The following is a 23,670-nucleotide window of genomic DNA, read 5'->3' on the forward strand; positions in this document are numbered from 1 at the left end:
TTAAAGTTACCCCGTCACGTCAATCCATTCTGCTCCGGTGATGCTGGCCAGCTGCTGCGCCTCCACCTCCTCCGTCGGCAGCATGCGTGCCTTTACGCCAAAGAATTGCTTGTACTTCTTGTTGTCGATTCTGGCGGTTCCCGCCATCACCAGCAGCACCACGCCGTCGTTTACACGAAACGAAAGCGTCTTGGCGATCTGCCCGCCCTCCACGCCAAAGGCTTCCGCCGCCAGCGCCACCGTTGCGGTGTTCTTTGCCAGCACCGTCACCGTCGTCTCCGGTGCGTGCTCGGCCAGAAAACGCTGAACGCGTTCTATGCTCATGCCCTGCCTCCTGATATTGCTAAGCCATTGATAATGCCGAAGTGATGGTTTCGGTTTTAACATCGCATGCTAAAAATGAGAATCAAAATTGTTCAAATCGATGAATCTGAACAAAGCTTTAAGGGGCCAACGCCTTTTTTATCTATCATTTTTCATGGAGATAACCGTATGACCACGCAAACGACAGCAAGGCCTTCAGCGGCCGCGGTGGCCGTCTATGAATGGCTCAATCCGATACCCTACGGATTTTTTACCGCGGCGCTCATTTTCGACATCATCTATGCCTGCACGGCGAATATTCAATGGGTCAATGGTGCCAGTTGGCTGATCGCCATCGGCCTGATTTTTGCCATTATTCCCCGGCTGATTAACCTGGTGCAGGTGTGGTTCGGCAGCGGCCGGCTACAGGGCTCATCGGTCAAGCTCCATTTCTGGCTGAATCTGTTGGCCATCGTTCTCGCCATTATCAACGCTTTCGTGCATAGCCGGGATGCGTATGCCGTGGTGCCGCAAGGCCTGGTGCTGTCTGCGATCGTGGTCGCGCTGCTGAGCTTCGCCAACATTCTGCTGGCCGTGAGCGCCCGCGCAAAATAAGGAGGTTTTCATGAAGCTATCATCCATCGCGATTGCGCTTTCGGCCGTGTTGGCGCTGGCCGGCTGCGATAACAGCGCCGTCATTTCGCCGGAACAACAAATGGGGCCGGATCCGGCGTTGCCGGCGGCACAAGACTTCCTGATGCCACCGATGCAGGTGCCAAAGGGCGTGGGCTGGCAGCAAAACCAGATGCCGAAAGTCGCCGAAGGCTTAAAAATTGACAAGGTGGCAGACGGTTTGCTGCACCCGCGTCAGTTGCTTACCCTGCCCAACGGCGATGTTTTGGTGGTGGAGGCCAACGGGCCGGGCACGGAAGCGGTCAGCACGCCCAAGCAGCTGATCGCCGGGTTGGTTAAGGGCAAGTCAGGTAAAGGGGGAAAAGGCGGTAACCGCATCACCCTGTTGCGCCCAACCGCCGACGGCAGTTGGGAAAAGCATGTCTTCCTCGAGGGGCTCGATTCTCCGTTCGGCGTTCAGCTGATTGGCAACACCCTGTATGTGGCCAACACCGGCAATATCATGCAGTACGCCTATCAGCCGGGCGAAACGCGCATCAGCGATCCGGGTAAAGAGCTGGCCGATCTGCCGGACACCATCAATCATCATTGGACCAAGGCCCTGCTGGCCAGCCCGGACGGTAAAAAGCTGTATGTCGGCGTCGGCTCCAACAGCAACATCACCGAAAACGGCCTGGCCGTAGAGTACCGGCGCGCCGCCGTGTTGGAAGTGGACACCGCCTCCGGTGCCAGCCGCATCTTCGCCAGCGGCCTGCGCAATCCGACCGGGCTGCAGTGGGAACCGCACAGCGGCAAGCTGTGGGCGATTGTCAACGAGCGTGACGAGATCGGCGCCGATCTGGTGCCGGACTACCTGACCTCGGTGCAGGACGGCGGCTTCTACGGCTGGCCTTACAGCTATTTCGGCCAGCACGTCGATCGTCGGGTACAGCCGGCGCGGCCGGATCTGGTGGCGAAAGCTATCAAGCCGGACTACGCCCTCAGCTCGCACGTCGCGCCGCTGGGGCTGCTGTTCTACACCGCGAGCGCTCTGCCGGCCGACTATCGCGGCGGCGCTTTTGTCAGCGAGCACGGCAGCTGGGATCGCTCGCCGCTGAACGGCTACCGGGTCAGCTACGTGGCGTTTGAGCAAGGCAAGCCGGTCGGTAAACTCAAAGCGGTGGTCACTGGCTTTGTCTCCGACGACGAGAAGGAACTCTATGGCGCACCGGTTGGATTAGCGGTCGATAAGGCTGGCGCCCTGCTGATTGCGGATGATGTGGGCAACACCGTTTGGCGCGTCAGCGCTAAATAACGTTAACGTGCAGGTTCCGAAGAACCTGCACGTGACATTGTCACTCAATGCTTTGCGCCAACCAGACCGTTCTTCCCCCGCAGGCGGGATCTTCCACCACATGATCGACCACGCGGAAGCCGTTCTCCTGCAGCAAGCGCGTATACTCCTCCGGCGCCAGGCTGGCGTGAAACAGCGGCTGGCCTTCGAAATTGCCGATCGCCACGCCGTCTGCAGGGCCGCTGGTGAACATCAATGCGGCATTCGGCTTGGCGTGCCGTCTGAACAGTAGAAACATGCGGCGCTGATCGTCGCGCGCCAAATGGAAGAAGCTGTCCCAGGCCAGCAGGCCGTCGAATCTTGTCGCCAGATTCAGCTGGCGCATATCCATCTGCCGCCACTCCTGCTGTGGAAAACGTTGCCGGCAGCGCGCGATCATCGCCTGCGCACCGTCGATGCCGGTGACTCGATACCCTTGTTCGATAAAATAGGCGGCGATCGGCGCGCCATTGCCGCAGCCGAGATCGAGCAGCCGCGCATTGGCCGGGGTAAGCTGTAAAAAGCGGTCGAGCCACGGCCGCTCAAACAGCGTGATGGGCCTGAGGCGTTCCCAGGCGGCGGCATGTTCGTCATAAAGCGGAATAATCGTGCTCGCCAGTTTTTCCGTCATTAATATTATCCCCGTCACGTTATTAGCGCAAAAAAAATAGCCTTTGGTCAGAATTAAAGCGCTTGTCCGATAATATATTCATCAACAGGCCGTTGACCAGAAATAAAAGGTTTTAACATTTCGACATAAACCAGTACAATTCCCTACCCTGTGTTAACCCTTTTTTTAGGTTGATTGTGTCGTTAATTCAGCCCCATGCATCGCGAAATCGGGCCGCCGCCTGGTTAGGGATGTTTGCCATTCTGATGTTGTTCATTGCGCCGGTGATCTCGCGATCCCTGGAGCATGTACGCGCCGGAAGTGCTGGAACGACCGTCATGGCGGATTGCGGCATGGATATGCCGATACATCACGAGATGCACTCGCCGCCGCCTGAACCTGAAAAAGCCACGCAGCCGCTGATGCAGCACGGCGGCGGCCACCACAACATGGCGATGATGATGGACGACAGCGCCTGCGGCTACTGCGTGCTGTTGTTGCATGCGCCGCTGCTGGACGTGAGCCACGCCCCGCTGTTCTGGTCCCTGCCGCTGGCTTCACGCCCGCCGCCGATCCACTATCTCGTTCCCCTGTTTGCCCACGTCGTTCACACCGAATTACAGCCGCGCGCGCCGCCCGTCTCTTTCCTCTGATTTAACAATAAGCCCATTGCCGTTCTCTGTATTGCCGTTGATCGCTTCAACCCGGCGGAATTAATTCGCCCAATGGTTAATCATCGAGACGACATTATTAGCCCGGTTATTTCCGCGTTCAGGGAATTAACCCCCCGTATTTACCGATGGTGATTTTCGCCAGGCCTCCCCACGCCTGAATAATCCCTCGGCCAAGAACGGAAAAAGTTAGCTTAAGGAAAGATGATGTTTAAACCCGTTTATAAAAAGAACGCCGCCACCCGCGCCATTACCACCGCCATGCCGCTGTTCCTGCTGGCCGGCCACGCGGCGCAGGCGCATCAGCACCCTACCGACGCACAGGTTAATGATGGCGACGTGATCACCGTCACCGCACCACTCTACTCTCCGCTAACCATCGTGACGTCACCGAAAACTCCGCGCCAGCCGGTGCCCGCCAGTGACGGATCGGACTATCTGAAAACCATTCCCGGCTTTTCTCAGATCCGCAACGGCGGCACCAACGGCGATCCGGTGTTCCGCGGCATGTTCGGTTCGCGGTTGAAGATCCTCACCGACGGTTCGGAAATGCTGGGCGCCTGCCCATCGAGAATGGATGCGCCCACCTCTTACATCTCGCCGGAAAGTTTCGATCTGCTGACCATCACCAAAGGGCCGCAGACGGTGCTGTGGGGGCCGGGATCGTCGGCGGGCACCGTGCGTTTCGAACGTGAACGCCCGCGCTTCGACAAGCCGGGCATCAAGGGCAGCGCCAGCGTGCTGACCGGCTCCAACGGCCGCTGGGACGAGAATATCGACGCCAGCCTCGGCGCCGAGCAAGGTTACTTGCGGGTGATGGCCAACAAATCCCGCGCCAACGATTATCAGGACGGCACCCATACGCGCGTGCCGTCGCGCTGGGACAAATGGAACGGCGATCTGGCGCTCGGCTGGACGCCGGACAACGATACGCTGTTGGAAGTGACCATGGGCCGCGGCAACGGCGAAGCGCGCTATGCCGGCCGCAGCATGGACGGTTCGCAGTTCAAGCGCGAAAGCCTGGGCATGCGGGTGGAAAAATCCAACATCGGCGAGGTGCTGGATAAGCTGGAAGCGCAGGTCTACTACAACTACGCCAACCACGTGATGGACAACGTCACCCTGCGCTCACCGGGCAGCGGCGGCATGGGTGGGCACGGTGGCCATGGCGGCATGAGCATGGGCGGCCATGGCGGGCATATGATGTCCTCCGGCATGACGATGCAGCTCGATCGCCGCACCGTCGGCGGCCGCGTGATGGGCACCTGGCAATGGCAGGACGTGAAGCTGGAAAGCGGCCTGGACACCCAAACCAACACCCACCGCAGCATGAGCCGCGGCAGCTGGGAAAAAGACGCCCAGTTCAACAGCTACGGCGCCTTCGGCGAGCTGACCTGGTCCACCAGCGAGCAGGATAAGCTGATCGGCGGTGCGCGTCTCGATCGCACCCTGGTGGAAAACTTCCGCAACGGCGGCGATGCGGAGCGTTCCGACACCCTTCCGAGCGGCTTTATGCGCCTTGAGCACACGCTGGCCGAGCTGCCGCTGATGCTGTATGCCGGCGTCGGTTATACCGAGCGCTTCCCGGATTACTGGGAGCTGTTCTCGCCGAAGCTCGGCCCGAACGGCAGCAAGGATCCGTTCGCCAGCGTCAAGAGCGAGAAAACCACGCAGCTTGATATCGGCGCGCAGTATAACGGCAAGCGCTTCAACGGTTGGGTCTCCGCTTACCTGGGCCGCGTCGATGATTTCATCCTGTTCAAATACGATCCGCACAACGCGCGCCTCAGCCAGGCCGATAACGTCAACGCCAACATTATGGGCGGTGAAATGGGCATGGGCTACCAGCTGAGCGAACACTGGAAAACCGACGCCAGCCTGGCCTACTCCTGGGGTAAAAACACCAGCGACGGCCGCCCGCTGCCGCAGATCCCGCCGCTGGAAGCGCGCCTGGGCCTGACCTACGAGTACGGCGACTGGAGCGGCACCGGCCTGTGGCGTCTGGTCAGCAGCCAACACCGCGTGGCGATCAACGAAGGCAACGTGGTGGGCAAAGACTTTGCCGAAAGCGCCGGCTTCGGCGTGCTCTCCGCCAACGCCGCCTACAAGGTGAATAAAAACGTCAAGCTGAGCGCCGGTCTGGATAACATCCTGAACAAGACCTACAGCGAGCACCTCAACCTGGCGGGCAACAGCGCCTTCGGCTATTCGGCCAACAGCGCGGTGAATGAACCGGGCCGCACCCTGTGGGCCAAGGTTAACGTCACCTTCTAAGCTATTCACCGGGCGATGGATAACCGTCGCCCGGTCAGGCGATATGCGATCCGGTTCTTAGGATATGAGTTTTAAGTTTTTCCCATTCGGTTAGGCGGCGATTACTATCATCCTCAGGTTAATCATTGCCCCGGAGGGAATATGCAAAAGATCACTCGTTTTCTGGCCCTGCTCGGCGAGCTGATGATCGAAAAAGCCGAAGACACCGCACCACAGGCTGCCCAGCCTGACGATCGTGACGACGCGTTGCCACCGCGCCTTGAGCGTGGCGTTCCGCTGGCCGACCGCTTCCTGTTCATGTAATTTCCCGCGCTGTTTCCGCTCACACTGAACGCACGATATGTTCGCGCAGCCACTGGTGAGCGGGATCCCGATGCGAGCGTTCATGCCACAGCATAGTCATTTCAAAACCCGGCACTGCCAACGGCGGTTTGAGTTGCTGCAATAAAGGGTGGTTGCGCGCCAGCCGCTCCGGCAACATCGCCACCAAATCGGACTGCGTCAGTACCGAGATCACAAAGAGAAAATGCGGCACGGAAAGCACCACGCGCCGCGTCAGCTCCACGTCCGCCAGCACCTGGTCGGTGATGCCGTAGAAACCGCCGCCGTCCGGCGAGACCATCACCTGCTCCAATTCGCAAAATTGCGCCAGCGTGAGGTTTTCATGCAGCTTAGGGTGACCGACTCTGCCCACCAGCACATAGCGTTCACTGAACAGCGTACGCTGACGCAGACCGGGCGGCGCCCCTTCGCGGGTGTGAAACGCCAGATCGATCTCTCCCTGTTCCGCCAGTTTGGCGATGCGTGCCGGCGCGGTTTCCAGCACCGCCAGCCGGGTGCCGGGCGCCGCCGAGCGCAAACCGTTCAGCGCGGGCAGCACGATGGTGGATTCGCCATAGTCGAAGGCAGCCACTCGCCAGGTATCAGTCGCCACGGCGGGATCGAACGGCGTGGCCGGCGTCACCGCCAACTCAAGCACCGCCAGCGCCTGACTCAGCGGTTCCCGCAGCTGTTCCGCTCTGGCGGTCGGACGCATGCCGCGCGGGCCGGGCAGCAGCAGCGGATCGTCAAAGATCGCCCGCAGTTTGGCGAGATGCACGCTGACCGCCGGCTGAGAGAAATTGAGCCGCTGCGCCGCGCGCGTGACGTTGTTCTCCGCCAGCAGCGCGTCGAGCGTTACCAGCAGATTGAGATCCAGCCGCCTTAAATTATTCATGGTTATACCTGGGGTAACAGTAATTCATTTCTAATATACCTTGTGACGCCCTAACCTGCAGCTCTCACCCCAAGGAGTGTTGTTATGAATGTATTGATTGTTTACGCCCACCCAGAGCCACTGTCGCTGACCGGTTCACTGAAAAACTTCGCCGTTGAGCGCCTGACGCAGGCCGGCCATCAGGTCCAGGTGTCAGACCTGTACGCCATGAAGTGGAAAGCGGCGATCGACGCCGACGACAGCCTGGAAGGCGCATCAGGGCCCCGTTTCGATCCTTCGCTGGATTCCCGGCGCGCATTCGCCAACGGCGTGCAAAGCGCCGATATTGAACGGGAGCAGCAAAAGCTGCGTTGGGCGGACGCGGTGCTGCTGCAGTTCCCGCTGTGGTGGTTCTCGATGCCGGCGATCCTGAAAGGCTGGGTCGATCGCGTCTATGCCTATGGTTTTGCCTACGGCGTCGGTGAACATTCCGATACCCATTGGGGCGACCGTTACGGCGAGGGTATGTTGGCGGGCAAACGGGCGATGCTGATCGTCAGCGCCGGCGGGTGGGGATCCCATTACGCCCCGCGCGGCATCAACGGGCCGATCGACGATATTCTGTTCCCTATCCAGCACGGCATGCTGCATTACCCAGGCTTCGAGGTGCTGCCGCCTTTCGTCACCTACCGCGCCGGTAAGACCGACGAGACGCGCTTTGCCGAACTGTGCGAGCAGCTCGGACAGCGGCTCGATAACCTGTGGCGCACCGAGCCGATTCCGTTTCGGCGGCAAAACGCCGGTGACTACCTGATCCCGCAGTTGACGCTGAAAGCCCATCTGGCGCCGGGGCAAGACGGCTTTAGCATTCACCTGAAATAGCGCGAGCCGCTCCCCTTATCGCGGCGCTGACACAGCGCCGCCCCCAAGGAGGAGTTTGGCGCCCAATCCCATCATGACCACGCCCGTAAATCTCTGCTGCCAGACCAACAAACGGGGATTGCGGGCGAGCCATTGCCCCACGGTGCCGGAGGCCATCGCGACAGAGCCCAGTGAAAGGATCCCGGCCAGCTTCTGAATGGAACCTAAAACGAGCAATTGCAACCAAACCGGCCCGTTTTCTGGGTTAACAAACTGCGGCAGAAAAGCAAACATGAACAGCAGCGACTTAGGATTGGTCAGGCTGTTAATTGCCCCTTCTTTCACCGCCTGCCACCCGGTCATCATCCGGGGTTTCAGCACGGCATCGGAACGCTGCCGGCTTACTTTCAGCATTTTTATCCCCAGCCAGACCAGATAGGCGGCCCCAACCCAACACAATACGTCCAACGCCAGCGGATAAGTATGCAGCAAGGTGGCGAGACCGAGCACCAGCATGGAAACCTGCACCATGCCGGCGACAAAAACCATGCCGAAAACATTGAGCAGCGCGATACGGCGGCCTTGGCCGATACCCCGGGCCAGCGTGAGCATCATGTCCGGTCCGGGAGACAGTTCCAGGAGGGTGAGTGCAACAAGAAAAGCAATAAACGTTTCGGCCGAAGGCATGGGGTTATCACCGGCTAATCATAGGAGACGGTAATCATATTCCTCCCCGGACATTCGCGACAGCACTATCAGGCGCATCCGGGGCGTATCGTTAATTCAGGGCGGCGAGAAATGCCCGATAGCCCTGCGCGCTGCTGTCCAGCTCGTGCTGCTGAACCTGCTCTGCCGCCCCGTCCGAAGCGGCTTCCTTGCCGTAAAAGGCAAAGAACGAAGCATAGTCGGCCCGCACGTAACCGGCGGTGACTTCAAACGGCCGGAAGATTTCCTCCAGCGAGTAGCGATAACGCCCTTCACGCGCGTAATCTTCTGCGCGCACGCCCGCCGTGACCGCCAGCGCCAGTTTCTTGTTCTGCATCTTATAGCCGCTGCGGGAACCGTAGGCCCAGCCGTAGGTGAGCACGTCGTCCAGCCATTCCTCCCTAAAATGGGCGTGTTACCGAAACAATAACACCAATGTTAACCCGCAATGTCCAAGTCGCCCTTTTTCAGGATGGATTGAATATACGTATTTTTGCAGGCAAGCGAGGGCAAATTACCTCGGTCAACAATGCCATCCTGATCCAATACTATGATCTCATCTGAGTAATCAAATGTTGAACGCCGGTGACTGATATTGATGACGATAGCGAAAGGATAGGCTGATTTTATGTTTTTCAGCACTTCTCTTTCATTTACAATATCCAGTGACGAGGTGACTTCGTCGAGAATAATGATCTGTGGCTGCCTGAGAAACAACCTGGCCAATGACAGGCGTTGTCGCTGCCCCCCTGACAAGGTCATACCATTATCTCCTATCGGCAAATCTAACAATTCGGCAGGATCGTTATACGGAATATCATTAAATTGAGCTAACTGCAACGCCTTGAGTAGTTTTTCATCCGATGCATGTGGGCACGAAATTTGTAAATTAAAGCGAAGAGTATCCATGAAAATATAGTCATTTTGCGATACATGGAACATTAACTTAGCTCGTGCTTTGTCAGACATGCCATTTGTTGGCATTTGATTAACATATATCTCGCCTGAGTCAGGCATGAGCTCCCCAGCAATCAGTTTAGCCAGGGTGCTTTTCCCAGCCCCGCTTGGACCGGTCAAGGTATAGAAACCTGGGGATGATAACGTTAAGTCCATGTTATGGATTGCATTCGTTCCATTTTTTTCATACGAAAACAGGACCTTTGAGAGCGTCACAGAGACACTTTCACCTTGGACATTGTTCATCACCGGATGATCATTTCGGGGAGGGGTGCCCATATCAGTAATAAACTTATACAGTGATACCGTGGATTTTTGCATTGCGGTATACATGGAGCCGATATTCTCAAGGGGGGAAGCCAATAGCATAATGTAGGAAGATATCATAACAAAGTGACCGAGCGTGATATCTTGACTCATGACGCGATAAAAGGAGAGTAAGAAAGTGGCACCAAAAAATAGAATGCTTAAAATAGACTCAATCAGCAGGAACCGGAAGTCAGCCTTAAGCAAGGCCTCATGTTTCTCTTCTATTGAGTTGAGTAAGTTTTTATATCTAGAAAACAAAAAATCATAAGAGTCACAAACTCTAACAGCATCTATATTCTTAACACTGTCTGTAATTATGCTGTATTTTTTTACCGAGGATGAATAAAAATCGGAATACAAAGTAACAATTTTCGGGTTAAATTTCCTCTTCGTCCACAGATAGATAACAAAGTAAAGTACGAAGAGTAATGCGACAACCACATCACCAGAAATCAATATTATTGAAATACTAAAAAACAACTGCAGGAGCGGAGGTAACAAATTATGCGAGATATTTCTCAGCAACGTTGTCAGTTCGTCCACTGCTTGATTCAACCGCTGTGTGACATCACCGGTATTCTCATTTGTCGTCATTTTATTTGAAGTAAACAAACTTTTGAAATAACTATCTGTCAGACTAATGACAACATTGTTACGCAACGACGTTATCAAAATAAAGTTAACTGCCGAGGATAGCTTTTTTATGCTCATCAGTGCAATATAGCTAATGGCAAGACCAATCACCGCAACGGATAAACTGTACGCTTTTACTTCGATGGCATTGACCAGATATGACATAATTACGGGTTGCACTGAGAACATCAGCGTGGTGATAACGGATATTAATACAACATAGACAAACTGCCATTTTACCGTTTGGCTTGATGAAGCTTTGAAGTACCTAAACAAAAACAAAAGTTTTTCCATATTGGAACCTTTTATTTTTTATAGTATGGCGGGGCCCCACCATACTTTGCAATCAACGGTCAGATAAAGTATTACCTAACAGACCACCTCACTTAACTCTTAGAGGTAGTCCAACCGTCACCCTTACCGACTTGCGTATCCGTCATCGTTGTTGTCTTGATCAAAAGCAGATCTTTTTCAGTTAACATAAATGCTCCTTTGTCGATAAATTAGCTAAATAGCATGCATTTTTCACTGCATGCTATTTAGATCACTTAATGATGAACCATAGAGCAGATGAATACAGTTACAGTAAAATCGGATGATGTTATCCCACTCTGAGAACAAAAATGCCTCGCGTAAACTGAGAACATACCCACTACGTGCTGCATAACACAGCTCGGTGAGAGGGATGTAATCAGATGATATATTATTCAGCATCATGTTAAAAAAAAGCCTGGATGCACGACCGTTTCCGTCTAAAAGCGGATGAGCGTGTACAAACATAACGGAAAAAACAATAGACACAAACAAACAGTGCGTATCATCATTTTTCAGTGCATACGCACGTAAGGAATACAATGACACACTAAGCATTGACATATCAATAAACTCGGTGTACCCACCCTCTTCATCAGGGACGGTTCTTATATTCCCCTGCCGAATAATGTTAGACTCATCTTTTATTTTTCGCCCGGCATCACTGATAAACCCAATGAACGATTCATCACTGAGCAGTTTATCTATAAAAACAGGTTCTGCATGCTGATAGAAAGAAAACTCTTTACGACTGGTCGCGTTTTCACTGGGGAATATTTTTGGATCTACATGATTACTAAGGCGATGTTGCAATAATTTTACCCTGTCTGTTTTTATTGCCTCAATAGCATTATTGACCATTTGTTCATATCCAATATTTGTCCTCTTTATCAATTGCTGAGTCTTACCCAGTAATACAAGACTATCCTTGTGAAGATGACTTACATCAGGATATGCGAACGGTTGTAATTTGATGACATTACCATTTAGAACGTAGTTTCCCATGCTTCCTTTCTCTCTATCTTCCCTAAAACACCCAGCATAATTTCTTTTTTTTTCATAAATGCTTCATGTTTGTTAATGTTTTATTTCCCCCATCCTTCTGGCTCATTAGCGCCAACTTCAGTACGAACGCTCTGCTCAGCGGGAAAAAATCTGCGTGCTGCATCGGCACCATTTCGTACAAGACGCTCAGTTCGACGCTTAAAGAACTGGAAAAAGATCGGCTAGTGGTGAGAAAGGAGTATCCGCAGATCCCGCCCAAGGTGGAGTACAGCCTGTCCGAGCGCGGGCGTTCGCTGATCCCGGTGATCGACATGATGTGCCACTGGGGGGAACAGCACCGGCCGGAACCGCCGGTGCCATAAGGGGTTAATTGTCCGCCGCCGCTGAGGTTGCCGGCGCGGGTTCATCGTGCTCGACCAACGCGTCTGCCGGCCGGCACTGGCGCAGCGTGCGCACGCTGCAGGCCACCAGCACGCCCAACAAGGCGGCGAACGCACCGAACGACAGCACGCTCATCAACGGGGTAAACATCTTGCCCAGAACGCCGAGCCCCAGCGCGCCGATCGAATCGCCGGTCACGTCCTGCGCGGTGCCGAGGCTGTTCACCCGCCCCAGCAGATGGTCCGGCGTGTTGCTCTGGATCAGCATGAACTGCAGAAGTGAGGCGATGGCATTGGCATAGCCGTAGCACACCAGCGCCAACAGCGCCGGCGCCAGGTGGCTGAACAGCCCCAGCGATGCGATGGCGGTGAACGCGACGATCGCGGCGGCCAGAATCAGCACGCCAGGGCGAGAGAAACGCCCCACCCAGCCGCTGGTCAGCGCGCCCAACATCGCACCGAGCGGCACTGCGGAGTACATCAGACCAATAGAGGACGCGCCGACGTGGTAAGCGTCCTGCGCCAGCGCCGGGAACAGCACCCTGACGGCGCCGACGATGCTCATCAACATCCCCAGCAACACCACCGAGCCGACCACCTTATTGTGCCAGACAAACTGGAAGCCGCTGGCGAGCGCGCGCAGCGGATGTTCCGGCTCCTGCTGCTGCGGCAGCAGCGTCGGCAAGCGCACCAGCGGCACAAGGGTGCCCAGCGTCCCGGCCGCCGCGACGGCGAAAGCGAGACCGACGCCGCCGAACACGATGATAATCCCGCCCAGCGCCGGCGCCAGGATCGCGCCGATGCGCACCGTCACCATGCTCAAGGCCCCCGCCGCCGCCAGGTTTTCACGCCCCACCAGCAGCGGGATCACCGCCATCAGCGCCGTCATGCCCAGCGCGCCAAAGAATCCGTCCCAGGCCGCCAGCAGGTAGAGCGCCCACAGCGACGGCGCCGGGGCGAAGGCGTTCAGACTCAGGGCGACAAAGCCCAGCCCGCAGGTGCCGCGCGCGAACAGGATCAGCCTGCGGCGATCGTAGCGATCGGCGAGTACCCCGCCCAGCATCAGGCCGATAAACATGCCTGCGCCGTCCAGCGCCACCGCCACGCCCACCTGCAACGTGGAGCCGGTCATCGCCTGGATCTGAATCGGCACCCCCACCGCCAGCATGCCGAGGGAAAACACCGACAGCATGCGGGCGCAGAAAATCGCACGAAAATGCGCATTGCTTCTCAGCAAACTGAAATCAAGAAAAAAAGAAGGTCTGGCCATAGTGTCCTGCATATCATGTTTTAGTACGGGCCGTGGCGCACGCCCCGGCCCGGTTGCGTTATATCAACCCGTATTGCCGCGTCAGCAGCGAATGCAATAGCGGCCCAAGCGTCTCCAGCGAGGCCGGCGACAGGATGTCTGCGTGCTCGCAGCCTTGGTGATGGCAGATCAGCCCATCCAGATACGGCGCCCACACGGCGTTGATATCCATCTCTGGCGGCAGTGTCCGGTCGGCGACGAACAGCGTCGCCGTGCCGTGGAAACGCTGACTGCGCGCCTGAGAAAGAAGGCGCACCGCGTCGCGGTAGTTGGCGACAATGCTGTCAAACATCGCCGCCTTCTCCGCCATCAGCGCCGGATCGCCATGATCTTCCGCCATAAACTCGGCCTGCTCCTGCGCCACCTCCTTCTGCGCCTCCTCCTCGGTGGGGCCGGTCCAGTCCTGGCCTTCCGGCGGATAGGTATCCAGCATGCCGAGGAACGCCACCTCCTCCCCCTGCTGCTGCAGACGCGCGGCCATCGAATGCGCCAGCGTGCCGCCGAGCGAATAGCCCAGCAGGTAGTAAGGCCCCTGCGGCTGCAGGCGGCGCAGAGTGGCGAGATGACGATCGACCATCTGCTCGATATCCTCGCAGGTGGCGATGGCGCCATCCGGCCTTGGCGACTGCAGCCCGATGATGGGGTAGCTCCCCGGCAGATAACGGCTCAGCCCCGAGTACTGCCAGGCGAAACCGGAAGCCGGGTGCAGACAGAATAGCGCCGGGCCTTGGCCGGCCCGCAGCTGCAGGCATTCGCCGACGCCGCGGCTTTCGGCCGAGTTGGCGGCCTGCACGTCATCAAGCAGATGCGCCATCTTCTCCAGGCTACGGGCGAACATGATTTGCCCGACGGTCAATGGCCGAGGGACGCGCCGCCGCAATTCCGCCGCCAAACGCATCGCCAGCAGCGAGTGGCCGCCCAACGCGAAGAAGTCGTCATCGGCATACACCGTCTCGCGGCCCAGCAGTTCCCCGAACAGCGCCGCCAGTAGGCGCTCGCTGTCGCTGTGCGGCGCGCGGCCGCTCTGCGGGTTCAGCTGCGGCCGTGGCAACGCCTTGCGATCCAGCTTGCCGCTGGCGCTGAGCGGGAAGCTGTCGGTCATGACATAGCTGACCGGCATCATATGCGCCGGCAAACGCGCCTCCAGCGCCTGATGCAGTACGGCGGTATCCAGCGTCACCCCCGGTTGGGCGATCAGCCAGGCGACCAACTGCCGCATATCGGCGCCGCCCAGTCCCGTCGCGCCCTCGCCCAGTTCGATGGCGTGCACCGCCGCTTGCGCTACCCCCGGCTGCGCCAGCAGCGCCTGCTCGATTTCACCCAGCTCGATGCGCTGGCCGCGGATCTTCAGCTGATCGTCGCTGCGGCCCAAATACTCGACGCTGCCGTCCTCCAGCCAGCGGGCGATATCGCCGGTGCGATACATGCGAGCGCCGTTGCCGGCGGGATCGGCGACAAACCGCTGCGCCGTTAATCCCGGCCGATGCAGATAGCCGTCGGCCAGCTGAATGCCGCGCAGGTAGAGATCGCCGGCGCAGCCGACGGGCACCGGCCGCAGCATGGCGTCGAGAATGCTCAGTTGGGTGTTCCAGACCGGTTTGCCGATCGGCACGCCGGCGCCGTTCACTGCCGCCAATGCCTCGCCGGACGCCGGTTGATAGGTAACATCGACCGCCGCCTCCGTCGGGCCATACAGGTTATGCAGCGGCGCGGCAACCAACGCCTGATAGCGGGATGCCAGTTCACACGACAGCGCTTCGCCGCTGCAGAACACACGTTTCAGGCTGGCGGCGGCGCGCTGCGGCGCCCGTTCGTTCAGCGCCTCAACCCAGATAGCCAACATCGACGGAACGAAATGCAGCGTGGTCACGCCATAGTCGTCGATCAAGGTCGTCAGCGCCTGCGGATCGCGGTGCGCCTCCGGCGGCGCCATCACCAGGCGCGCGCCGACCATCAGCGGCCAGAAGAACTCCCAAACGGAAACGTCGAAGCTGCACGGCGTTTTCTGCAGGACCACGTCCTGCGCATCAAGCGCATACTCATGCTGCATCCAGAACAGACGGTTGACGATCGCCCGGTGATTCACCACCACCCCTTTCGGCCGCCCGGTCGAACCGGAGGTATACAGCACGTAGGCGGGATAATCGCCGTTCCCCGCCGGTGGGCGCGGCGCAGGCACACGCCCGCTGTCATCCAGTGCATCGAACCGCAGCGTCGGCGCCAGCGCGGCGAAGCGGGCATCCAAGGTGCTCTCGGTGATAATCAGCCGTGGTTTGGCGTCCTCCACCATGTAGGCCAGCCGCTCGTCCGGATAGCCGGTATCCAGCGGTAGCCAGGCGGCGCCGGTCTGCACAATCGCCGTCAGCGCCAGGCTGAGGCGCACGGATCGCGGCAACGCCACCGCGACGATATCCCCCGGCTGAATGCCAGCCGCCGTCAGCCGTTCGGCCAACAGCGCGGCCTGGCGCTGCATGTCACGGTAGCTGAGGCTGTGCCCGGCGTCCTGCAGCGCGATGCGTTCCGGCGTGCGCCGCGCTTGCTCGGCGATCGCCTGATGCAAGGTGGTGTCCGCCACCGCCTGCCCGGTGCGGTTGACTGCCGCGACCAGCGCCTGCTCCTGCGGCGTTTGCAATTGCCAGCGCGGCAGCGGCAGATCCGGCTGCGCTATCCACTGTTGCAGCAGCGCCATCAGCCGTGCGGCGAAGCGTTCAGGCTGCGGCACCGAATCGCGGTACTCCATCAGCAGACGCAGGCGCTCGCCCGGCAGCACCAGCAGCGTCAGCGGATAGTGGGTATAGCCTTTGTTACGGATGGCATCGCAGCGCAAGGAACCTGCGCCGCCAAGCAAGGCGTCGTTGTCCGGGTAGTTTTCCACCACCAACAGCGTATCGAACAGCGTGCCCGCCCCGGCCAGATGCTGGATCTCCCCCAAGCCCAAATCGTCGTGCTCCAGCAGTTCAATCTGCCGATGCTGCAGTTCGGTCAGTTGATCCGTCAACGAACGGTCATGCTGCAGACGAACCCGCACCGGCAGCGTGTTGCTGAACAGGCCAACGTGTTCCTCAATCCCTTCTATCTGGCCAAAGCGGCCGGAAACCGGCGAGCCGAACACCACGTCCTGATGGCCGCAACAGCTGGCCAGCTGCAGCGCCCAGATGCCCTGCATCAGGGTATTGAGCGTCAACCCGCGTTCGCGGCACAGGGTCAGCAAGCGCCTTTCCTCGGCCGGCGGCAGCGTCATTTCCAACTCATGCACGCGATCGTTATGCGATTCACCGAACAACAACGTCGGGCGCACATCCTGCAGCGTCTCACGCCAGAGGCGGCGCGAGGCGTCGGCATCCCGCGCGGTCAGGCGGCGCACGATATCGGCGTAGTTCGAGCGCAGCGGCGGCAACGCCTGCTCGCCTTCACGCAGGGCCAGCATCAGATCGTTGAGCACCACCGGCGTCGACCAGCCGTCGACAATCAGATGGTGTGCGTTAAGGAACAGCGTGTAGCGTTCGCTATCGCCGTGTTTGATCCGCAGCGCATGCAGCATCGCGCCCGGCTGATTAAACAGATCGCGCCGCAACTCTTCCTGTTCCAGTTCATGCAGCGCCTGCGCTTCTTGCTCTTCGGACAGTGGCGGCAGCTTACGGCTGTCCAGCGGCCAATGGCTTTCCTGCGGTATCAGCTGCAGCGGTTCGCCCTCGCGGTTGAACCGGGCGGCCAGCTGCGGATGGCGGCGGATCACCGCATTCAGCGCCTGCTGGAGTTGATGTTCGTCCAGCTCGCCGCAGAGGCTCAGGCGCGTCAGCGAGTTATAGCTGCCGCCCTGCTGCGCCGTCTGCGCATGGAACAGCAGGCCATGTTGCAACGGCAACAGCGGCAGCGCCGCCGCCAACGGCCCGCACTCTTGCTCCCAGGCGCGCACCGTCTCATCGGCAACGTTCGGCTGGGCGATCTCGGCCGCCACCAACGTTGCCGCCGCGCGTTCGGGATGACGCTCGGCAAACTCGCACAGTGAACGCACCGCTTGCTCGATGCCGCTGTGCAGCTGCGCAATGTCGCTCTCGCTGAAAATCGCCTCCAGCCAGCTCCAGTTGATCGCCAGGCAGGCGCCGTCGCGCCGCTCTTCGACAAAGATATTCACCTCCAGGCCATACGACAGCGCCTGTTGCGCATCCTGCGCCACGGCGAAGGCGTCGCGGAAGCGGGTTTGGCTGCGTTGCGGCGTCCAGTGCCCCTCATCCTGGCTGAAACGCCCGAGGTAGTTGAACAAGATCTCCGGCGCATTGCGCTGCGCCAGCGCCGCCAGTTCGTCACGCTGCGGATGCAGATAACGCAGCTGGCCATAACCGACGCCGCGATCGGCCACCGCTCGCGTCGCCCGTTTCACCGCACGCACGGCCTCATTGTGCTCAGCGTCATGCAGTTCAATGTGCAGCGGATACTCCGCCGTCAGCCAGCCGACGGTGCGGGCCAGATCGAGTCCGTCGTCCAGTTCTGCGCGGCCGTGCGACTCCAGAGAGAAACGCAGCGAAGCGGCCTGGAAACGGCGGCGGCAGGCCTGAGCCAGCGCGCACAGCATGATCTCTTCAACCTGCGCGCGGTATCCCTGCGGCAATGTGCCGAGCAGCGCGGCGGTCAGCCGGCTGTCGAGCAACGTGCGTTTTTCCGATACGTCGCCAGTGCGATCGCTAAGCGGATCCAGCGCGCGTCGCCCCAAACGCGGTGCGCCGTCCGCCAGCATCCGCCGCCAGAACGGCAGCTCGGTTTCCCGGCGTTCAGCGTCGGCTCGTAGACGTGCAGACCACTCATAGAGCGAGGTTTCTTCCGGCGGCAAGGTGATCCGCTGCCCCTGCATGGCGCTGTTGGCCACCTGCCGCAGCTCGTCGAGCAGGATGCGCCAGGAAACGCCGTCGACTACCAGGTGATGGATCGCCAGCACCAGCCCCAGGCTCTGCCCGTCGCGCTGCAACAGGATGCCTTGCATCATGGTGCCGGCAGCCGGTTCGAGATGGTCAAGTGCGGCATCAAACGCCTGTTCCGCCGCTAACTCCAGCTCACCGGACACGCTATCAACCTGCATCAGTTCACCGCCGGCGGCGGTTTCAACCACCAACTGACCGTCGCGGATCCGCGCGCCCAGCGCCGGGTGCGCCGCACGCAACTGCTCCAATGCATAACGCAGCTGTTCCGGTTGCAGCTCGGCAGGCACGCGCAGAAAAACGCCGTGCGCGAAGCGACGATGCATATCGCCCGTCTCGGCAAACCAATGCAGGATCGGCAGCCCGTCGATCGGGCCTTGTTGCACGCTGCGTGCAGCCTGAGAGTCTACGGCCAGCGGCTGCATCGCCTGCGCCATGCGCGCGGGGGTGTGCAGCGCGAAGATCTCGCGCGGCCGCAGCAGATACCCTTTGCGCCGCAGGGCGGTGCCCAGCCCCATCGCCGAGATGCTGTCGCCGCCGAGCGCGAAGAAATCGTCGTCGGCGCCGATGCGATCCATCCCCAGCAGCTGCGCCATGGCGCCGCAAATCAGCCTTTCCTGCTCGGTGGCCGGCTCGCGAATGCTTTGCGCCAGCGTCTCCTGCGGTTTGGGCAGCGCCTGGCGGTCAATCTTGCCATTCACGTTAAGCGGCAGCTCCGGCATCACCACCAGGATCGCCGGCACCATATAATCCGGCAGACGCTGCGCCAACTGCCCCAGCAGCTCGCTTTGCAGCGAGGGTGAGGCACGGCGCGCGTCATCCTGCACCGAGCAGTAACCGATCAGGCGATAGGTGGCGCCGATCGGCTCGGCGATCGCTACCGCCCGCCCCACGTCCGGCAAGGCGGCCAAGGCGCTTTCCACCTCACCCAGCTCGACGCGGAAACCGCGCACCTTGATTTGGTGATCGGTCCGGCCAATGAACACCAACTGGCCCTCAGCGCTCCAGCGCATCAGATCGCCGCTGCGGTACATCACTTCGCCTTCGGCGAACGGATTGGCGACAAAGCGCGCCGCCGTCAGATCCGGGCGCCGCAGGTACCCGCGCGCGATGCCTTTGCCGGAAATGTACAGCTCGCCCGCCGCGCCGATCGGCACCGGCTGCAGGCGGCCGTCGAGCAGCCAGACTTCGGTATTGGCGAGGGGCCGGCCAATCACCGGCTGTTCGGCGGCCGTGACCGGCGCGCCGAGGGTATCGACGGTGTATTCGGACGGGCCGTAATAGTTGTGGATCTCCACCTCCGGATGCTGCTGCATCAGGTTCCACAGCGTCGGCGTTGCCGCCTCGCCGCCGATCATCACGAACGCCGGCAGCGGGAACTGCCCCTTCAGCAGGCCGCAGTCCACCAGTTGCGAGAAGAATGACGGCGTGATGTCCAGCAGATCGATCGGCGTCTGTTGGGTTTGTTCGAGCAGCGCCCAGGGATCGCGGCGCAGCTCCTCATCGAAGATGACCAGTTCGCTGCCCATCATCATGCAGAACAGCGGTTCCCAGGAGGAGTCGAAAGAGAACGAAGCGGTATGGCCGGCGCGCAGGCGGCGCGCATGGCGAGCCTGGAATTTTTCGATCGCCGGGCCAAACAGCGAGGCCTGATGCGACAGGAACAGGTTCAGCAGCCCGCGGTGCGTGGACATCACGCCTTTGGGTTTGCCGGTCGAACCGGAGGTGTAAATCATATAGGCCAGATGCGCCTCGTTCAGCGGCGCACGCCGTTCGGCATCCGTTATCGGCGCAGCTTCGGCGGCCGCGCAGCGCGCCAGGCACGCTGCGTCGTCCAGGCACAATACCTGTGGCAGATCCGGCATATTGGCCTGCGTAGCGTGGTGGGTCAGCAACATCGCCGGCCGCGCGTCGTCGCACATCAGCGCCAGGCGTTCACGCGGGTAATCCAGATCGAGCGGCATATAGGCCGCGCCGCTGGCCAACACGCCGAACAGCGCGACCAGCGTGTCCACCGAGCGCGGAATGCCGATGGCGACCACGTCTTCCGCGCCGATGCCGCTTTCGATCAGCACTCGCCCCAGCTGCATCACCCGTTCGGAGAGCTGACGGTAGCTGAGGCGCACATCGCCGCAGGCCACCGCCAGCGCCTCGGGCTGCCGCTCAACCTGGCGCTGGAAAGCGTCCATGATTGACACCATGCCCGCCGGCGGCGTCAGATGCGCGCCGCGCCCCCAGGCCGCGAGCTGCTTTAACTCCCCTTCGCCGATCAACGCCAGTTGACCGTTCGGCTGGTGCGGCTGCCGCGCCAGTTGCTGCAGCCAATGGCCGATGCGCTCCGCGTGGTGATGCAAGGTGCGCGGCGAGTATTTGGCCGGGTTGGCCACCAACGACAGCGTCAGCACGCCGTTGCGAAAGCCGATCTCAAACTCGAGATCGTCGACCGGCCCCATCGCCAGCGTATGGGTAACGGCCGCCTGGCCGTCGAAGGACAAGGCGCTGTGGTAGACCTTGACGTTGATCACCGGGCCGTACAGCTCCTGATGGCCGCCGACCAGGCCGAGATCGCGTTTGATCTGCTCCGCTTCATAGCGTTGATGGCGGCGCGCCTGTTTGATTTGCGCCACGGTCGCCTGACAGACGTCCGCCAGCGACATCTCCGGCGTCACATTCAGCAGCAGCGGCAGCACGTTAACCACCGGGCCGACCGCCGCCAGCGCCTGGGAGCCCATACGGCGCATGAAAGGAAAACCGAGTGAAAAACGGGTTTCGCCGCTCATGCGCGCCAGATACATCGCCAGCGCCGCTGTGACGATATCGGCCGGTTGCAGCGACTGCAGCGCGCCATCGCGCAGCGCTTCGTCAAACAGCGATTCCGGCAGCACCAGCGCCTGTTTGAGCGGCCGGGCGCCCGGTTCAACCTCCCGACTCTCCGTCGATAGCGACAGCGGCGACGGCAAATCGCGCAGATGCTGTTGCCAGAACTCAGCCGCCCGCCGGCGCGCCGGCGACGTTTGCCATTGCTGAAACTCTTCCACCACCTTGCCGAACGGGGTAAACGGCGATGCCGCCGGCGACAGCCCGTGACGCAGCGCGCGATAGATATCGGCGATCCGACGGGTGATGGCCTCGAAGCTGAAGCCGTCCAGGGTCAGATGATGAAAGCGCTGGTACCAGAACCAGCGATCGGCGCTGACGCGGATCACCGCATGGCGATAGAGCGGCCGTTCGCCGTCCGCCGGCAGATCCTGCGCCAGATCGTCGTTCATCAGCGCCAGCGCCGCCTGCTCGGCGTCCGGCCGCGCGCTGAAATCGAACCACTCCGGCGCCTGCACGCGTGCGGGATCGGCTATCAGCGGTAAACGCTGCACCGGCTGGCCGTCCTGCGCCTCAAAGAATCGCGCCTGAACCGTATCCGCTTCGGCCAGCCCCTGACGGATCGCGCGCTCCAGCGCCGAACGATCGATAGCGCCGTGCAGTTCGGTGTAGTGCGCCACGGCGAAGCTGTTGCGGCGCAGCGCGATTTGGTCGGCGATCCAGATCCCCGGTTGCGCAGCAACCAGCGGATAATCCCGATACTCGACCTGAGTATCCGGTAAAGAAAGCGTTTCTGACATGGTGTCTGTCCTTTCCCTCAAACGGAATATATCGATTGACTGCCTGGCGCTTAACGCGCCGCATCCGCCGCTTTCAGCGCCGCCGGCCGCATGTCCTGCCAGTGCGTTTCGATGTAGTCGATGCACTCGCCGCGCGACGCCGGCCCCATCAGCACGCGCCACCCCTGCGGCGTATCGGCAAACTGCGGCCACAGCGAATACTGCTGCTGCGCGTTGACCAGCACGGAGAAACGGAGGCTTTCGTCATCGAACGGGTTTTGTTGTTCCTGAGTCATTTGCATTACCTGTCTGTCAAAATGTGGGATTACTTCATTGCGGAAAGCAGCCGGCGCACGCCGTCCACCAGGCCGCCGCGCCAGCAGAGCGCGTCATGTCCGCCGGAATACACGCGGTAGTCGGCGCGGTGCCCGGCCGCCGTCAGCGCCTGGTGCATCTGGCGATTGACGAATTCGATGTCCGCCTCCCGATCGCCGGCCTGTTGGATCACGGTGAGCTTGGGTGCCGCCGCGTTGCGCTGCCGAACCTGGCGTATCAGCCAGCCTTCCTCCAGTTCGTGGCGTTTTTCGAACTGGGTAACAAATTGCACCGTAGGCCACCAGAAAGAGCCGGACTGGCTCAGCACGTGGCCGAAGCGCTCTGGCCAGTGCAAACCGGCGTATAACGCCGCCAGCCCGCCGTAGCTCTGGCCGGCGACCACGGTGCGCGCCCCAGTCTCGCTGAACGCTTCGCGGCGCTGCGCCTGCGGCAGCAGTTCGTCGATCACCGCCTGCCAGAAGACGGCGTTGCAGGGCAGCTCGTTTTCCCGGTATTCACCATCGATCGCATCGATCAGCAACCAGCACGCGGGCGGCAACTGCCCTTTTGCGGTTTCGTTCTCGATCACCGGCAGCAGCGCATGCCTTTCGATCCAGTTTTGGCCGTCGAGCAGCAGCACCAGCGGGCGGTTCGCTTTCACCGCCGCGTCGCCGCTGGCATACAGCCAAACGCGCCGCTGGTTACCCAGCCGTTCGCTGTGCCACTGAAATCGCTGTAGCCGCGCCTCATCCAGCGGCCGATCGGCAGCCTGCCAGGCGCTTTGATCGTCGGCATCCGGTCCTTGCGCCAGGGATACGGGCCGCGGGCGATGAGACGGCCCCAGCGAGAGCCGATTCAGCGGATCGGCGATCGCCAACGGGAACAGCGATACCCACCAGGCACGCTGCTGGCGGTCGCGTAACGTTTCGTCGTCGCTGAAGACGGGGGGGAGATCTCGCTCGGTAATGGGGATCAGGCTGTAGCTGCCGCGCCAGCGGCGATCGATAACGGCCGAGCCGTACCAAACGTCGGTGCCGGGGAGCCGAGTCAGGCTGCTGGGGGACGTGCTGTGGTGATCGGTAATGCCGTTGATATCGGCGTAAACGCGGCATATCGGCGAGTGCCGTTCATCGCCGGCGGGGTCGCGCCATAGCCAGGTCATTTTGACGTGGCGTTCGTCGAGCGCGTCGACGATGGGCGTGCCCTGCGCGGCAACCTTTTGCCACCACGCGGATTGCCCTGCCGCCTCTTCACGCAGCCATTGCGCCGCCAATCCCTCAAGGTCGTTTCCTGGCCTCTTTTCCGGCAAAAACTCCATAGCGCCCCTTACATAACATGAGTGATTTTTACAAAACCTGACAATCGTATTGATACTCA

Annotated in this window: 17 protein-coding genes and 1 pseudogene; 7 read left to right on the forward strand and 11 right to left on the reverse strand. The window is 60.1% G+C overall.

The window, feature by feature from the left end; translation table 11 throughout:
• Positions 1–6 precede the first annotated feature (6 nt).
• The gene (locus GT753_RS08125; protein WP_160125487.1) at positions 7–324 is read right to left on the reverse strand and encodes a YbaK/EbsC family protein; all 318 of its coding nucleotides are present in this window, start codon (positions 322–324) and stop codon (positions 7–9) included.
• A gap of 168 nt (positions 325–492) precedes the next feature.
• Between GT753_RS08125 and GT753_RS08130 the strand changes: the two genes are divergently transcribed.
• Entirely contained in the window at positions 493–918 is a 426-nt protein-coding gene (locus tag GT753_RS08130; protein WP_021503704.1) for a DUF2231 domain-containing protein, read from the forward strand.
• 10 nt (positions 919–928) lie between these two features.
• Positions 929–2,230, forward strand: a complete 1,302-nt coding sequence (locus tag GT753_RS08135) for a sorbosone dehydrogenase family protein (protein WP_044031228.1) — start codon at positions 929–931, stop codon at positions 2,228–2,230.
• A 40-nt stretch (positions 2,231–2,270) separates the two neighbouring features.
• Here GT753_RS08135 and GT753_RS08140 read toward each other — a convergent pair whose 3' ends face one another.
• Positions 2,271–2,879 carry a class I SAM-dependent methyltransferase gene (locus GT753_RS08140; RefSeq protein WP_004937922.1) on the reverse strand — a complete coding sequence of 203 codons (609 nt, stop codon included), beginning with the start codon at positions 2,877–2,879 and terminating at the stop codon, positions 2,271–2,273.
• Between the two features lie 245 nt (positions 2,880–3,124).
• On the opposite strand from GT753_RS08140, the gene GT753_RS08145 reads away from it, so the two are divergent.
• From GT753_RS08145 to GT753_RS25695, 3 genes are all read left to right on the forward strand, one after another.
• Positions 3,125–3,511 carry a DUF2946 domain-containing protein gene (locus GT753_RS08145; protein ID WP_230199806.1) on the forward strand — a complete coding sequence of 129 codons (387 nt, stop codon included), beginning with the start codon at positions 3,125–3,127 and terminating at the stop codon, positions 3,509–3,511.
• 225 nt (positions 3,512–3,736) lie between these two features.
• A complete protein-coding gene (locus GT753_RS08150) occupies positions 3,737–5,803 on the forward strand; it encodes a TonB-dependent copper receptor (protein WP_160125488.1) in 2,067 nt (688 codons plus the stop codon).
• Positions 5,804–5,944: 141 nt separating this feature from the next.
• Positions 5,945–6,106, forward strand: a complete 162-nt coding sequence (locus GT753_RS25695) for a hypothetical protein (RefSeq protein WP_015377897.1) — start codon at positions 5,945–5,947, stop codon at positions 6,104–6,106.
• 19 nt (positions 6,107–6,125) lie between these two features.
• Here the strand turns inward: GT753_RS25695 and GT753_RS08155 are convergent, their stop codons facing one another.
• Positions 6,126–7,019 carry a LysR family transcriptional regulator gene (locus GT753_RS08155; RefSeq protein ID WP_075684928.1) on the reverse strand — a complete coding sequence of 298 codons (894 nt, stop codon included), beginning with the start codon at positions 7,017–7,019 and terminating at the stop codon, positions 6,126–6,128.
• An 84-nt stretch (positions 7,020–7,103) separates the two neighbouring features.
• Here GT753_RS08155 and GT753_RS08160 point away from each other — a divergent pair, with 84 nt between their 5' ends.
• A complete protein-coding gene (locus GT753_RS08160) occupies positions 7,104–7,880 on the forward strand; it encodes an NAD(P)H-dependent oxidoreductase (protein WP_021503708.1) in 777 nt (258 codons plus the stop codon).
• A 15-nt stretch (positions 7,881–7,895) separates the two neighbouring features.
• Here GT753_RS08160 and GT753_RS08165 read toward each other — a convergent pair whose 3' ends face one another.
• From GT753_RS08165 to GT753_RS08180, 4 genes are all read right to left on the reverse strand, one after another.
• A complete protein-coding gene (locus GT753_RS08165; protein ID WP_160125489.1) occupies positions 7,896–8,546 on the reverse strand; it encodes a LysE family translocator in 651 nt (216 codons plus the stop codon).
• A 91-nt stretch (positions 8,547–8,637) separates the two neighbouring features.
• On the reverse strand, positions 8,638–8,955 hold the full coding sequence (locus GT753_RS08170; RefSeq protein ID WP_226882980.1) for an NAD(P)H-dependent oxidoreductase: 318 nt from the start codon (positions 8,953–8,955) through the stop codon (positions 8,638–8,640).
• 47 nt (positions 8,956–9,002) lie between these two features.
• Positions 9,003–10,757 (reverse strand): ABC transporter ATP-binding protein, encoded by a 1,755-nt coding sequence (locus GT753_RS08175; protein ID WP_015377901.1) that lies wholly within the window; start codon positions 10,755–10,757, stop codon positions 9,003–9,005.
• Positions 10,758–10,988: 231 nt separating this feature from the next.
• Positions 10,989–11,780, reverse strand: a complete 792-nt coding sequence (locus GT753_RS08180) for a Fic family protein (protein WP_015377903.1) — start codon at positions 11,778–11,780, stop codon at positions 10,989–10,991.
• A gap of 158 nt (positions 11,781–11,938) precedes the next feature.
• Between GT753_RS08180 and GT753_RS08185 the strand changes: the two are divergent.
• Positions 11,939–12,142, forward strand: a pseudogene (locus GT753_RS08185) (winged helix-turn-helix transcriptional regulator); the annotation flags it as partial.
• Positions 12,143–12,146: 4 nt separating this feature from the next.
• Here the strand turns inward: GT753_RS08185 and entS are convergent.
• Genes entS through fes form a run of 4 tightly spaced genes read right to left on the reverse strand, consistent with a single transcriptional unit; the run spans position 12,147 to position 23,611 of the window.
• Positions 12,147–13,430 (reverse strand): enterobactin transporter EntS, encoded by a 1,284-nt coding sequence (gene entS, locus GT753_RS08190; protein ID WP_160125490.1) that lies wholly within the window; start codon positions 13,428–13,430, stop codon positions 12,147–12,149.
• Between the two features lie 58 nt (positions 13,431–13,488).
• Positions 13,489–21,999, reverse strand: a complete 8,511-nt coding sequence (locus GT753_RS08195; protein WP_160125491.1) for a non-ribosomal peptide synthetase — start codon at positions 21,997–21,999, stop codon at positions 13,489–13,491.
• Positions 22,000–22,049: 50 nt separating this feature from the next.
• A complete protein-coding gene (locus GT753_RS08200) occupies positions 22,050–22,274 on the reverse strand; it encodes an MbtH family protein (RefSeq protein WP_004937955.1) in 225 nt (74 codons plus the stop codon).
• A gap of 29 nt (positions 22,275–22,303) precedes the next feature.
• Positions 22,304–23,611, reverse strand: coding sequence for an enterochelin esterase (fes, locus tag GT753_RS08205; protein ID WP_015377907.1), 1,308 nt, complete (start codon positions 23,609–23,611; stop codon positions 22,304–22,306).
• Positions 23,612–23,670 lie beyond the last annotated feature (59 nt).

It is taken from the genome of Serratia sp. Z4, assembly GCF_009900725.1.
In the GTDB taxonomy this organism is placed as follows: domain Bacteria; phylum Pseudomonadota; class Gammaproteobacteria; order Enterobacterales; family Enterobacteriaceae; genus Serratia; species Serratia nematodiphila.